10 protein-coding genes are annotated in these 13804 nt (G+C 63.2%); 9 read left to right on the top strand and 1 reads right to left on the bottom strand.

From position 1 onward, the window contains the following. The first annotated feature begins 146 nt into the window (after window positions 1–146). The 9 genes from ASG03_RS20365 to ASG03_RS20325 all read left to right on the top strand — a co-directional run bounded on the left by ASG03_RS20365 (window position 147) and on the right by ASG03_RS20325 (window position 12139). Window positions 147–2519, top strand: coding sequence for a sensor histidine kinase NtrY-like (locus ASG03_RS20365; protein ID WP_082475890.1), 2373 nt, complete (start codon window positions 147–149; stop codon window positions 2517–2519). After that, the gene (gene ntrX / locus ASG03_RS20360; RefSeq protein WP_062468127.1) at window positions 2509–3873 is read left to right on the top strand and encodes a nitrogen assimilation response regulator NtrX; all 1365 of its coding nucleotides are present in this window, start codon (window positions 2509–2511) and stop codon (window positions 3871–3873) included. The genes ASG03_RS20365 and ntrX overlap by 11 nt, the downstream gene beginning before the upstream one ends. Before the next feature lie 188 nt (window positions 3874–4061). Next, window positions 4062–4304 carry an RNA chaperone Hfq gene (gene hfq, locus ASG03_RS20355; RefSeq protein WP_018325164.1) on the top strand — a complete coding sequence of 81 codons (243 nt, stop codon included), beginning with the start codon at window positions 4062–4064 and terminating at the stop codon, window positions 4302–4304. Window positions 4305–4383: 79 nt separating this feature from the next. After that, complete coding sequence (hflX, locus tag ASG03_RS20350) at window positions 4384–5706, top strand: GTPase HflX (RefSeq protein ID WP_062468125.1); 1323 nt, start codon at window positions 4384–4386, stop codon at window positions 5704–5706. Between the two features lie 179 nt (window positions 5707–5885). Further along, window positions 5886–7511, top strand: a complete 1626-nt coding sequence (locus ASG03_RS20345; RefSeq protein WP_082475889.1) for a phosphoethanolamine transferase — start codon at window positions 5886–5888, stop codon at window positions 7509–7511. Between the two features lie 199 nt (window positions 7512–7710). Further along, window positions 7711–8103, top strand: a complete 393-nt coding sequence (locus ASG03_RS20340; RefSeq protein ID WP_062471803.1) for a diacylglycerol kinase — start codon at window positions 7711–7713, stop codon at window positions 8101–8103. Between the two features lie 196 nt (window positions 8104–8299). Further along, window positions 8300–9313 (top strand): iron ABC transporter substrate-binding protein, encoded by a 1014-nt coding sequence (locus tag ASG03_RS20335; protein ID WP_062695579.1) that lies wholly within the window; start codon window positions 8300–8302, stop codon window positions 9311–9313. A 139-nt stretch (window positions 9314–9452) separates the two neighbouring features. Continuing rightward, complete coding sequence (locus ASG03_RS20330) at window positions 9453–11060, top strand: ABC transporter permease (protein WP_082475888.1); 1608 nt, start codon at window positions 9453–9455, stop codon at window positions 11058–11060. Then, complete coding sequence (locus tag ASG03_RS20325; RefSeq protein WP_062468121.1) at window positions 11057–12139, top strand: ABC transporter ATP-binding protein; 1083 nt, start codon at window positions 11057–11059, stop codon at window positions 12137–12139. The genes ASG03_RS20330 and ASG03_RS20325 overlap by 4 nt, the downstream gene beginning before the upstream one ends. Window positions 12140–12158: 19 nt before the next feature. Here ASG03_RS20325 and ASG03_RS20320 read toward each other — a convergent pair whose 3' ends face one another. Beyond that, a complete protein-coding gene (locus ASG03_RS20320; protein WP_062468119.1) occupies window positions 12159–13694 on the bottom strand; it encodes a sensor histidine kinase in 1536 nt (511 codons plus the stop codon). Between the last annotated feature and the right edge of the window lie 110 nt (window positions 13695–13804).

Below are 13804 nucleotides of genomic sequence, written 5' to 3'. Positions count from 1 at the left end.
CATTGTGTTGCTTGGATGACACATGCGATCGACTCGGCCTGGAGCCGATGTCGTCTCATGGTCGCAGGCAAAGCGCTCGACGTCTCCCGACGCGCGCGCGGACGCGGAGCCGGCGCTGCCGGTAACCGTTGGTGGGTGGAATTTGCATGGCCGAAGGGCTGATACTGCCATTGGCGACGGACGAGACCGGGAACGGCACGGATCGTCGCGCCGCTTTCGCGCTGCCGGGCCTCGTGCTGGCCTCGGGCGCGCTGGCCTGCGCCATCATCTCGCTGCTGGTGCTGCTCGGACTGACGCCGATCAAGCCGGAAACCAACATCGTCATCGCGTCGGCCGCGGTCAACGCGCTGTTCGTCATCGGCCTGATCTATCTGATCGGTCGCGAGATCCTGCGTCTCCTTCGTGCCCGCAACAAGGGGCGTGCGGCCGCGCGGTTGCATGTGCGGATTGTCGCGCTGTTCTCGATCGTCGCGATAACACCGGCCATTCTCGTGGCCATCTTTGCTTCGATCACGCTCGACGTCGGGCTTGACCGTTGGTTTTCACTGCGGACCCAGGCCATCGTTCGCTCCTCCATCGACGTCGCGCAGGCCTATGTGCTGGAGAATGCGAGCTACCTCCAGGGGCAGACCGCCTCGATGGCGACGGATCTCGAACGCAACCGCCAGCTCTACAGCCTCGATCGCACGGGCTTCGTGGATCTCATGACACGGCAGGCGCGGGCACGCGGCATGCTGGGCGCGTTTCTGGTGCGCGCCGATGGCACGGCCATCCTTCAGGCAAACATTCCGACAGACCGGCCGCTCCCCGCTATTCCGGTCGACGCGCTGGCCAGCACGGTTTCGGGCCAGCCGACCCTCATTCCGCCGGGCATCACCAATCTCGTCGGCGCGATCATTCCGCTCGACAACATCGCCGGCGCCTATCTCTACACCGTTCGCACCGTCGATCCCAAGGTGATGAGCTCCATGCGGCTGATGGAGGAGAACGTTGCGGAATACCGCAATCTCGCTGCCGGTCGGACGTCACTCCAGGTCGCCTTCGGCGTTCTCTACCTCGGTTTCGCGCTCATCGTGCTGCTGGCGGCGATCTGGGCGGCCATTGCCGTTGCAGACCGCATCGTGCGTCCGATCCGCTTGCTCATCGGGGCCGCCGACAGCGTCGCATCCGGCAATCTCAACGTCGTCGTTCCCGTCCACACGGTGGATGGCGACGTCGGCAGTCTGTCGCGCACCTTCAACAAGATGATCGTCGAGATCCGCACACAGCAGCACCAGCTGCTCGAGGCCAAGGACGAGATGGATCACCGCCGCCGCTTCATCGAAGCCGTGCTGTCCGGCGTGACCGCGGCGGTCATCGGCGTCGAGGACGACCGGCGGATCACAATCGCCAACCCTTCGACGGAAGTGTTCCTGTCCCGATCGACCTTCGATATCGTCGGCGAGCGTCTTTCCGACGTGGCGCCCGAGATCGACGAGGTGCTGACCGAGGCGATCTCGCGGCCGCGGAACGACTTTCGCAAGCAGATCAACATCATGCGCAACGGCAAGGAGCGCACGCTGAACGTGCAGGTGACGCGTGAGGAGGCGATCGATACGGCCGAGTCCTACGTCATCACCCTCGACGATATCACAGACCTCGTCATTGCCCAGCGTTCGACCGCCTGGGCGGACGTCGCCCGCCGCATCGCTCACGAGATCAAGAATCCGCTGACGCCGATCCAACTGTCGGCAGAGCGGCTGAAGCGCCGTTACGGCAAGCAGATCAATCCGGACGATCGATCTGTCTTCGACCAGTGCACCGACACGATCGTCCGTCAAGTCGAGGATATCGGCCGTATGGTGGACGAGTTCTCGTCCTTCGCCCGCATGCCGAAGCCGACGAAGGAGCGCTCGGACCTTCGTGCCATCCTCAAGGACGCGGTCTTCCTGCGGGAGATGGGCAGCAGTGACATTCAATTCATCCGCGACTTCGGCGACGAGGCGCTGGACGGCTCCTTCGACGGTCGCATGCTGGGTCAGGCCTTCGGAAACATCATCAAGAACGCGGTCGAGTCGATCGAATCGCTACCGGCCGATGCAGAACGCCACGAGCGGAAGATCATGATCCGGTCGCGGCTTGCGGAGAAGAGCGGCACCTATGTCGTCGATATCGTCGACAACGGCAAAGGTCTTCCGACGGAGAACCGGCACAGGATCCTGGAGCCCTACATGACGATGCGCGAGAAAGGGACAGGTCTCGGCCTCGCGATCGTGAAGAAGATCATCGAGGACCACGGCGGGCATCTCGAACTGCACGATGCGCCACCGGATTTCGACCAGGGCCACGGCGCGATGATCCGGGTCATTCTTCCGCCCGCGATCAATGCCGAGGTCGAGCGGGAGCGGCAGGCCGCCGCCGGTTCTGCCGGCGCGCGTATCGAGGCCTCCCACGAGGGCCGTCCGAAACAATCTGGCGCCGCGGATGCGGGGCACAAAGACGACGATAGACAGAGTAGGGAAATGACCGATGGCGGCTGATATTCTGGTTGTGGACGACGAGCAGGACATTCGCGAGATCGTCTCGGGCATCCTCTCGGACGAAGGCTACGAAACGCGCATGGCGTTCGACAGCGACAGTGCGCTCGCGGCCATTTCCGACCGGGTACCGCGTCTCGTCTTTCTCGATATCTGGATGCAGGGCAGCCGGCTCGACGGTCTTGCCCTGTTGGACGAGATCAAGAGCCGGCATCCCGACCTTCCGGTCGTGATGATCTCGGGTCACGGCAATATCGAGACGGCGGTGTCTGCGATCCGCCGTGGAGCCTATGATTTCATTGAAAAGCCGTTCAAGGCAGACCGCCTGATCCTGATCGCGGAGCGCGCGCTGGAAAATTCCAAGCTCAAGCGCGAGGTCACCGAACTCAAGAAACGATCCGGCGACCCCGTCGAACTGATCGGCACCTCTGTTGCCGTCTCGCAGTTGCGCCAGACCATCGAGAAGGTTGCCCCGACCAACAGCCGCATCATGATCCATGGGCCTTCGGGCTCGGGCAAGGAGCTGGTCGCGCGCATGATCCACAAGAAGTCTGCGCGCGCCGCAGGTCCCTTCGTGGCGCTGAATGCGGCGGCCATCACGCCGGACCGCATGGAGATCGCCCTGTTCGGCACGGAGGGAACGCCCGGTCAGCCACGCAAGACGGGCGCCCTTGAGGAAGCCCATGGCGGCATGCTCTATCTCGACGAAATCGGCGAGATGCCGCGCGAAACGCAGAACAAGATCCTGCGCGTGCTTGTGGATCAGCAGTTCGAGCGCGTCGGCGGCTCGAAGCGCGTCAAGGTCGATGTGCGCATCATCTCCTCGACGGCGTACAATCTCGAAAGCCTGATCGCCGAGGGTGCGTTCCGCGAGGATCTCTATCACCGGTTGGCCGTGATCCCGGTTCGCGTGCCCGCCTTGGCCGATCGTCGGGAGGATATCCCGTTCCTCGTTGACATGTTCATGCGGCAGATCAGCGAACAGGCCGGGATCCGCTCGCGCAAGATCGGCGACGATGCGCTGGCGGTGCTTCAGGCGCACAGCTGGCCGGGCAACATCCGCCAGCTGCGCAACAACATCGAACGCCTGATGATCCTCGCGCGCTCGGACGGGCCCGATACGGTCATTTCGGCCGACATGCTGCCGACGGAGGTGGGCGACAGCCTGCCGAAGATTTCCGCGCAGGGCGACCAGCACATCATGACGCTCCCGCTGCGCGAAGCGCGCGAGATGTTCGAGAGGGACTATCTGATCGCACAGATCAACCGGTTCGGCGGAAACATCTCGCGCACCGCGGAGTTCGTCGGGATGGAGCGTTCCGCTCTGCACCGCAAACTCAAGTCTCTCGGGGTCTGAACCCCTGCGAAAGCTATGACGCACGGTATCGCGGAAACGACGCCCAGCCTTTTTCGACATTGCGAAAGAGACGTTGATGCGATACCAGATTCCGCAGCGTCTGAGGGGCAGGCGCGCGGGGCAACTCTCGAATTGCAGACCTATCAACCGGTTGTTTTCGAACCGGCAATAAAGAAAGAAGCGGCGCTATGGCGGAACGTTCTCAGAACCTGCAGGATCTATTTCTCAATACGGTCCGTAAGCAGAAGATCTCTCTCACCATCTTCCTCATCAACGGCGTCAAACTGACAGGCGTCGTTACCTCGTTTGATAACTTCTGCGTGCTGCTGCGGCGCGACGGGCATTCCCAGCTCGTCTACAAGCATGCCATCTCGACCATCATGCCGGGCCAGCCCATGCAGATGTTCGAGAGCGAAGAATCCGCATCCTGAACACCGGACTGAAGCCATCACAAAACACAACGATACGCCAGACAGCATCATCCCCGAGACCGAAAAGCACCGCGACAACATGCGGGCGCTGGTTATCGTCCCGGTCGTCAAGAAAACAGGCCGCCAGCAGGCCGAGCAGCCGCATTCGGTTCGCACCGATGACGCGCGACTCGAGGAAACGATCGGTCTCGCCCGGGCCATCGATCTCTCCGTCGTCCAGGGGCTCGTCGTTCCGATCGCCCAGCCGAAGCCGGGAACGCTGCTGGGCAGCGGCAAGATCGAGGAAATCAAGCATCTCCTCGACACGCAGGATGCCGGTCTTGTCATCATGGACCATCCGCTGACGCCGGTCCAACAGCGCAACCTCGAAAAAGAATGGAACGCGAAGGTCATCGACCGCACGGGGCTCATTCTCGAGATCTTCGGCCGTCGCGCCTCCACCAAGGAAGGCACCCTTCAGGTCGACCTGGCCCATCTGAACTATCAGAAAGGCCGCCTGGTCCGCAGCTGGACCCACCTTGAGCGCCAGCGCGGGGGTGCGGGCTTCATGGGTGGTCCCGGCGAAACGCAGATCGAAGCCGACCGACGGCAGCTGCAGGACAAGATCATCAAGCTGGAAAAGGAACTGGAGCAGGTGCGCCGTACGCGCCAGCTTCACCGTTCCAAGCGCCGCAAGGTGCCGCATCCGATCGTGGCACTGGTCGGCTACACCAATGCGGGGAAATCGACCCTGTTCAACAGGATCACCGGGGCGGGCGTGCTGGCTGAGGACATGCTCTTTGCGACGCTGGACCCCACCCTGCGCCGGATGAAGCTGCCCCAGGGGCGGACCGTCATCCTGTCCGATACGGTCGGCTTCATCTCCGACCTGCCCACGCACCTCGTGGCCGCGTTCCGGGCGACCCTCGAAGAGGTGCTGGAAGCCGACCTCATCCTGCATGTCCGCGATGTCTCGGACCCGGATCACGTGGCCCAGTCGGACGACGTCGAACGCATTCTCGAGGATCTTGGGATCGACGAGAAGGCGCGGACCGAACGCCTGCTGGAGGTCTGGAACAAGATCGACCGGCTGGAAGAGGAGCCGCATGCCGCTCTGCTCGAAAAGGCAGCGCATACGCCCAATACCATCACCGTCTCGGCGGTCACGGGTGAGGGGGTCGATGCCCTCATGCAGGAGATCAACCGTCGTCTCTCCGGGGTAATGATGGAAACGACCGTTACGCTTCCCGTCGATCGGCTGCAACTGCTGCCCTGGCTTTACGAACATGCGATCGTCGACCATCGCGAAGACCTGGAAGACGGCACGATACGTCTGGATCTCCGACTGACAGAGACTGAAGCCGGCGAACTCGACCGTCGGCTCGGTCACGGTCAGAAGCCGGCGGTCGAGGACTGGGAGTAGCGCACACCGCGCTGAAGCCGAAGCTGGCTGGACAAGAGGCGCAGCAGATCCGTTGCGCCTCTCTGCTGGACCCTCATGATGAGGTGGCCTGCCCTGACAGTGTCCGGACAGGATGTCGGCTTTACGACACCCCAGCATAGCCTGACGGGTTCCCGCCGGCATCCTGACGGGAGTGTCCCTTGAAGATCTCACAACATCTGCGGCCCGAAATCGGCAGCATCCCGCTGACCCTGATCGTGTCGGCCTATCTTCTCCTTGCCACAAACATCACGTTCTGGGGTCGCGCCGCCGCGGCGTTTTCGTCCAACAAGATGAGTCTCCTTGCCTTCTCTGTTGCGATCTCGCTGCTGACCGTCTGTGCCCTCGTCACGCTTTCGGTGCGCTACATCATCAAGCCGGTCCTGATCCTTTGCGTCCTCGCCGCCGGCGTCGCGTCCTATTTCACCGACGTCTACGGAATCGTCGTGGACAAGGCGATGGTGGAAAGCGCCTTCGTGACGACGGGCGCTGAAGCCGGTCATCTGCTGACGCCGAACTTCTTTTTCCACATCCTGGTGTTCGCCGTTCTGCCGGCCGTCATGATCGCGCTCGTCCGGGTCCGGCACCGGCCCTTCTTTCAGAAGGCCGTGCGCAACCTCGCTCTCGTTGTTCCGGCACTGGCCGTGGCGCTGACGCTGGTCAGCTACAATTACGCGGCCATCGCCTATGTCGCCCGCGAGCGGAAGGAAGTGCTGAATGTCTTCAATCCGGCTGCCCCGTTGTCCGCTGTCGTCCGCTATGCCCGCTCCGCCTATCAGGACGTTGATCTGGTGGTCGCACCTTTTGGTCTGGATGCCAGGGCAGGGGACCGGCTCGCAGCCGAGAAGAAGCCGGTGGTCGTCGTGGTGGTTGCGGGCGAGACCGCACGCGCTGCCAGCTTCTCGCTCAATGGCTATGCCCGCGAAACGAACCCGGAGCTCAAGGCGCTGGGCGTGACGAACTTCACGAACACGACCAGCTGCGGCACGGCCACGGCCGTCTCATTGCCCTGCATGTTCTCCGGTTACAAGCGGACCGAGTATAGCGAGACGAAGGCTCATACGCGCCAGAACCTGATCGACATCCTGACGCATGCCGGCATCAGCGTTTCCTGGTGGGACAACAACACCGGCAGCAAGGGCATCGCCAAGCTCACGGACTACGCGACCAAGACCGATCGGCAGAACAGCCCGCTCTGCAACAATGGCGAGTGCCTGGACGGGATCTTCCTCGATGGTCTCGACAGCAAGCTGGCGGACGTCAAGCACGACACGGTCATCGTCCTCCATCAGTTGGGGAGCCATGGACCCGGCTATTTTGCGCGCTACCCGGAGGAATTCCGTCGCTTCAAGCCGGATTGCCGCACGGACGAGCTGATGAACTGCTCCCCGGAAGAGATCGTCAATGCCTATGACAACTCGATCCTCTACACCGATCACTTCCTTGCAAGTGTCGCCAAGCTGCTGGCCAAGCACGAAGACACGCTGGCCGGAGCGATGATCTATATGTCGGACCACGGCGAATCGCTTGGAGAGAACGGTATCTATCTCCACGGCGCGCCCTATGCGATTGCTCCAACGGAGCAGACCCATGTGCCCTTCATCTCCTGGTTCTCGCCGTCCTACGCGCAAGCCATGGGGCTTGATACCAAGTGCCTTCTCGCCTATTCGGATGCGGCCATGTCGCACGATAACCTGTTTCACACGGTTCTGGGCATGATGAACATCCAGACGGATGTCTATAACCGCGAGCTGGATGCTTTCGCGCCCTGCGTGGCAAGAAGCTGATATGAACAGGAATGCGCTGCGCATGCAGGAGCGAGAGCCACCCTACGAGGTGCCGGGCCACGAGGGATTGACCCGCGAGGGTCTCGGTCACGAGGCCGGAAAACAGAGGGTGCCCGGACAGACGGCGCGTGGCCAGACCGCGCATGGCCCGGAAGCTGCGGGCGCATCGGCACTCGGCGCAACGGCACCGGGTCAGACGCTGCCGCGAAAGCTGACCGGCCTGCAGCACTTCTTTGCCGCCGCCACCTATTCGCTCGGCGGAGCCCGGCGTCTCCTCGGGGAAGCGGCCTTTCGGCAGGAACTAATCGGCTTTGGCGTGGCCATGCTGGGATTTGCGATCAGCGGCGCGACCCTGTTTCAGTATGTCGCGATGATGCTCCTGTTCTTGCTGATGATCGCGTTCGAGGCACTGAACACGGCCATCGAGGAAATCGTCGATCGCGTGTCGCCGGAGATTTCCGAAATGGGCCGCAATGCCAAGGATTTGGGCTCGCTCGCCTGCCTTTGTCTCATCCTCGCAAATGCCGGCTATGCCTTTTATGTCGTGTTTCTGTCCGGCGTCGTGAGCGACATGCCGCTGACCGGTCTCTGACCGCGATCGATAACACAAAGGTGATCCGCACGGAGGGAGCATGGCGCGCAAACGGTGGCCGCGATCCCTGTGAAACCGTGACTTTTGTCGAAAAGACGCGGCCCAAAAGATCGTAGCTCTAAAGTTGACCTTTAGGTTCATCTTATCTATACCGCCTCTGCCGGGCACGTCGTCCGGACACTCTCAGGAGGCCGTCATGAAAATTTCCGTCCGTGCCGCAGGCTTTGTCGCCGCAGCAGCTCTTCTGGCCGCGATGAACCCCGCGCTCGCCCAGTCCGAATCCGCCGGCATCGTGATCTACAATGCCCAGCACGAAAGCCTTGGCGTCGCCTGGGCCGAGGCCTTCACGAAGGAGACCGGCATCAAGGTGACGCTGCGCAAGGGCAGCGACATGGAGTTCGCCAACCAGATCGTGCAGGAGGGCGCAGCCTCTCCCGCCGATGTCTTCCTCACCGAGAACTCGCCGGCCATGTCGCTGGTCGATCAGGCCGGCCTGTTCGAGCCCGTCGCCAAGGAAACCCTGGCGCAGGTGCCGGACACGTTCCAACCGTCGAACGGCCACTGGGTCGGCGTTGCCGCCCGCTCGACCGTTTTCGCCTATGACAAGACGAAGCTGACGGAGGACAAGCTGCCGAAGTCGCTGCTCGATCTTGCCGATCCCGCGTGGAAGGGCCGCTGGGCTGCTTCGCCTGCCGGTGCAGACTTCCAGGCGATCGTCAGCGCGCTTCTCGCGCTCAAGGGCGAAGCCGCCACCAAGGAATGGCTCGCCGCGATGAAGACCAACTTCACGGCCTACAAGGGCAATTCGACCGCGATGAAGGCGGTCAATGCCGGCGAAGTCGAAGGCGCGGTGATCTACCACTATTACTATTACGGCGATCAGGCGAAGACGGGCGAGAACAGCAAGAACGTCGCTCTGCACTTCTTCAAGAACCAGGATCCCGGCGCTTTCGTCAGCATCTCCGGGGGCGGCATCCTCGCCTCCAGCCAGCACAAGGCGGAGGCTCAGCTCTTCCTGAAGTGGCTCACCGGCAAGGGCGGCCAGGCCGTGCTGCGGGACGGCACCTCCTTCGAATATGCCGTTGCCAAGGATGCGTCGTCCAATGCGGCGCTGCCGGCGCTCTCGACGCTGGACTACCCGAAGGTCAATCCGCAGCAGCTGAACAGCAAGTCGGTGACCGACCTGATGACGGAAGCCGGCATCCTCTAAGCGTCGAAGCGACGCATCATGACACCTGCGTGACGATTCTGGATTGATTTCGTCCACAATCGCCGCAATAGGGTATCGCGATCCGTGCGCGCTTCTTTGCCGAAGCGCGCACCCTCTGTTCCGAGTAAAGGCGCCACCCGTGCCGCATGCCGATGCCAAGTCTTTTGCCGTCGCCCCGAACGCAACGCCGGGCCATTTGAGCGGTTCGCAGCGCGAGCGCGCGCGTGTCGCCTATCCGCTCGTGACCCTGCCAGCTCTGCTGGTGGCCCTGGTCAGCCTCATTCCGCTGGGATTCGTTGCCGTGGTGACGGTGCAGACGGGCTGGGATCAGGTGGTCGCTTTGGTCTTTCGCGGGCGGGTCGGCGACCTGCTCATCAACACGGCGCTTCTCGAAGCGGCCACGGTGCCGCTGACGATCGTTCTCGCGGTCGCCCTTGCCTGGCTGACGGAACGCACCAACCTGCCGTTCTCGCGGCTCTGGGCCTGGCTCGCCGTGGCGCCGCTTGCCGTTCCCGCGTTCGTGCATTCCTATGCGTGGATCAGCCTCGTTCCCGGTCTCAAAGGGCTCGGCGGCGGTGTGCTCGTGTCCGTGCTTGCCTATTTCCCGTTTCTCTATCTTCCGGTTGCGGCCCAGTTGCGCCGGCTTGACCCGGCCATCGAGGACGCTGCTGCGTCGCTCGGCCTCAGCCCCTGGCGCGTCTTCGTCCGCGCGGTCCTTCCGCAACTGCGGGTGGCGATCTGCGGCGGCAGCCTGCTCGTCGGCCTGCATCTCCTTGCCGAATACGGCCTTTTCGTCATGATCCGCTTCGACACGTTCTCGACCGCCATCGTCGATCAGTTCCAGTCCGCCTTCAATGGGCCGGCCGCCAACATGCTGTCGGGCGTCCTTGTGCTCTGCTGTCTTGCCCTTCTCGGTACGGAAGCGCTGGCGCGCGGCGGCGAACGCTATGCGCGTGTCGGCTCCGGCGCACCACGCATGGTGACGCGCCACGCGCTCGGGCCGTGGATCTGGCCGGCGCTGGCGCTGAACCTCGTGACGGCCGCGCTGGCCATCGGCGTCCCCTTCACGACGCTGACACGCTGGCTGGCGATTGGCGGGTTCGACATCTGGCCCCTGCAGCCGGTTGGGACTGCCGTGCTTCAGACCGTTCTTCTGGCCGTCATGGGCGGCATGTTGACGACAGTCGCGGCCGCCCCTATGGCGTGGCTCTCGGTTCGCGCGCCCGGCCGTTTGCAGCGCATCCTCGAGGCCTGCCATTATTATGTCGGGTCCCTGCCGGGCGTGGTCGTCGCGCTGGCGCTTGTCACCATCACCGTCCGGCTCGTTCTGCCGCTCTATCAGACCTTCGCCACGCTTCTGCTGGCCTACGGGCTGTTGTTCCTGCCCCGCGCCCTCGTGGCACTGCGGGCGAGCATCGCGCAGGCTCCGGTCGAACTGGAGCGCGCGGCCATGGCGCTCGGCCGGGCTCCCCTCCAGGCGGTCCGCGTGACGACGATGCGGCTCGCCGCACCGGGTGCGGCTGCCAGCACGGCGCTCGTGGCGCTGGGGATTACCAACGAGCTAACGGCCACGCTCATGCTGTCGCCGACCGGTGTCGAAACCCTTGCGACCAAGTTCTGGTCGCTGACGAGCGAGATCGACTATGTCGCGGCCGCGCCCTATGCCCTGATGATGATCGTCCTGTCGTTGCCGCTGACACTGGTCCTTCACCGACAGTCGAGCCGTGCAAGCGGGAGCGCCGCATGAGTCTTCTGTCGATCACGTCCGTCAGCAAGACCTATGGCAGCAGCGCCCGCGCGCTGATCGATGTCTCCCTCACCGTTCCGGCCGGTGCGCGGACGGCCATCGTCGGTCCGTCCGGCTCTGGCAAGACCACGCTGCTGAAGCTGATCGCCGGCTTCGAGCGTCCCGACGCCGGCCGCATCACCCTCGATGGCACCGATCTCGCCGGCGAGGGCATTCACGTGCCGGCCCACAAGCGGGGCATCGGCATCGTCTCGCAGGATGGCGCCCTGTTTCCCCACCTGACCGTGGGCGAGAATATCGGTTTTGGTCTGCCGAGACGGCAGGAGGGTCGCGACCAGCGCATCGCGGCGCTGATGAACATGGTGGAGCTTGATGCGGACATGGGCTCGCGGCGTCCGCACCAGCTCTCCGGAGGTCAACAGCAACGCGTGGCCTTGGCCCGCGCTCTGGCGCTCGAACCGCGGCTGATGCTGCTCGACGAGCCCTTTTCGGCGCTCGACACCGGCCTGCGCGATACCATGCGCCGCACGGTCGCACGCATTCTCGCCGCTTCGGGAACGACATCCATCCTCGTCACACACGATCAGGGCGAAGCGCTGTCTTTTGCCGATCACGTGGCGGTCTTCCGGGAAGGTCGGCTGGTGCAGGCCGGCAGCCCGCAGTCCCTGTACCGACGGCCGGCGGATCGGCAGACGGCGCTCTTTCTCGGAGACGCCGTGCTGCTCGACGCCGTCGTGACGTCGGGGCAGGCGGAAACGGTGCTCGGCACCATCCCCGTAAGCACGACCGACGACGCGTCCGACCGCGGTGGCTCGACCGCGCACAAACTGGTGATGCTGCGGCCGGAGCAGTTGCGTATCCGCTGGCTCGGTCTCGGGGAAGCGGATCTCGTCAAGGGCGCGCGTGCGCGGGTGCTGGAAAGCGAATTCGGCGGCGGCCTCTGCCGGCTGACGGTGGAGGTGGGCGAGGGCCCGTCGCGTGCCGTTCTCGACCTCCGGGTGTCGGGTTTTGACGTTGCGGCGCCGGGAGAGACGGTTGCGATCGAAGTCGTGGGGCAGGGACACGTTCTGCCCGGCTGACGCCATCAGGACTTATCCGTCAGGCAAAGCTCTTTCGGCGGCGGGCGACGGCGGCGGTTTCCTGCACGGCGGGCACCGTTTCCAAGACACGGCGCGCCGGAAGGATGGCGATGACCTCCGTGCCCTCGCGCAGCTTGGAGCGGAGGATGAATTCCCCATCATGCTTGGCCAGGATCGCCTGAACGATCGGCAGACCGAGGCCCGTGCCCTGCTCAGCACTCTTGATGGCGATCGATCCCTGTCCGAACGCCGAGAGCACGACGGGGATCTCGTCTTCGGGAATGCCAGGACCGTTGTCCTTGATGGACAGATACTGCCCGCCACCCGCCGTCCAGCCAACCTTGACCGAGATCTGCCCGCCCTGCGGGGTGAACTTCACGGCATTCGACAGAAGATTGAGTGTGACCTGGCGCATGGCCTTCTCGTCGACCCATACCGCGGGCATCCCCTGCTCGAACTGTTCGGTGATGGTGATGCTCTTGGTGCGGGCGCGCAGCTGGACCATCCCGATGCAGTCTTCCGTGATTTCCGCGAGCTGGATCGCTTCTTCATTGAGATCGTAACGGCCCGCCTCGATGCGGGAGAGGTCGAGGATCTCGTTGATCAGGTCGAGCAGATGCTTGCCGGACCTGTGGATGTCACCGGTATATTCCTTGTAGGTCGGATTGTTCAGCGGACCCATCACTTCGGTGAACATGACCTCGGAAAAACCGAGAATGGCATTCAGCGGGGTGCGAAGTTCGTGGGACATCGAGGCGAGGAAACGCGACTTGGCAAGGTTTGCTTCTTCCGCCCGGCGGCGCGCCTCGTCCGACATGGATTTGGCCACTTCGAGCTCGGCGATCAGATCGTCCTTTTCCGCCTGAACGGAGAGGATCTGGATATTGGCGCGGCGCATGCGCGCGGTCATGTAGACGAGGAAGGCGAGGGATGTCCCGAGCACCACGGCGAGCGCGACCAGATTTCCGCTGCCCACCAGGATCGCCTTTCCGGCGAGGAGGACGACGCACGGAACGAACGTGACGATCAGGGCATAGCGCATCAGGACCGTCGCGATCGCGGTGGCGGCAAGCGCGACGAGAAGGGCGACGCCCTTGTACAGCTCCAGATCCCGGGCGACGCAGCTCTCGCAGTCCTGCACCAGAAAAACCATCCAGACGATACCCATCAGCATCTGGACAAGGAGAAACCGCCGGCGCCAGTCGATGATGTTCTCGGGCGTCAGGTCCCTGCGCAACGCACGCTTCGCGGCCATGAGGCCGAGGGCATGAACGAGGAGCGCAACGGTCAACCAGGCGATGATCTGCAGGTTCTCCGTCAAATAGAGCCCGCTTGCGGCGATCATCATCAGGAGGATCGGCATGGCAGCAGCGCCCTGCAGCACCGATGCGACATAGAGGGCCAGCATTTCCTTGTCGAAGCCCGCAGCATTCGACGGACCGGACTGGAGGCGTTCGCGATTGGTGCGCACGGCTTTCGACACAGCCTTGTTGCGATGGCTGCGAGATTTGTCGACAATGATCTTGTCGGTCGATGTGCTGACGCCCTGATTCATTTTGTCCGGAAAGCCTGACGGATACCCCGGCAGATTCTAGGTAGGAATTGTTAAGAACTTGCTTCCTGTTTTCCTTCGTTACGTGATGAAGAACCGGTTACCGGAATGTT

The organism is Rhizobium sp. Leaf341 (assembly GCF_001424325.1).
In the GTDB taxonomy this organism is placed as follows: domain Bacteria; phylum Pseudomonadota; class Alphaproteobacteria; order Rhizobiales; family Rhizobiaceae; genus Ferranicluibacter.
Note: the sequence above shows the minus strand (reverse complement) of the source record. Positions and strands in the feature narration are given on the sequence as shown.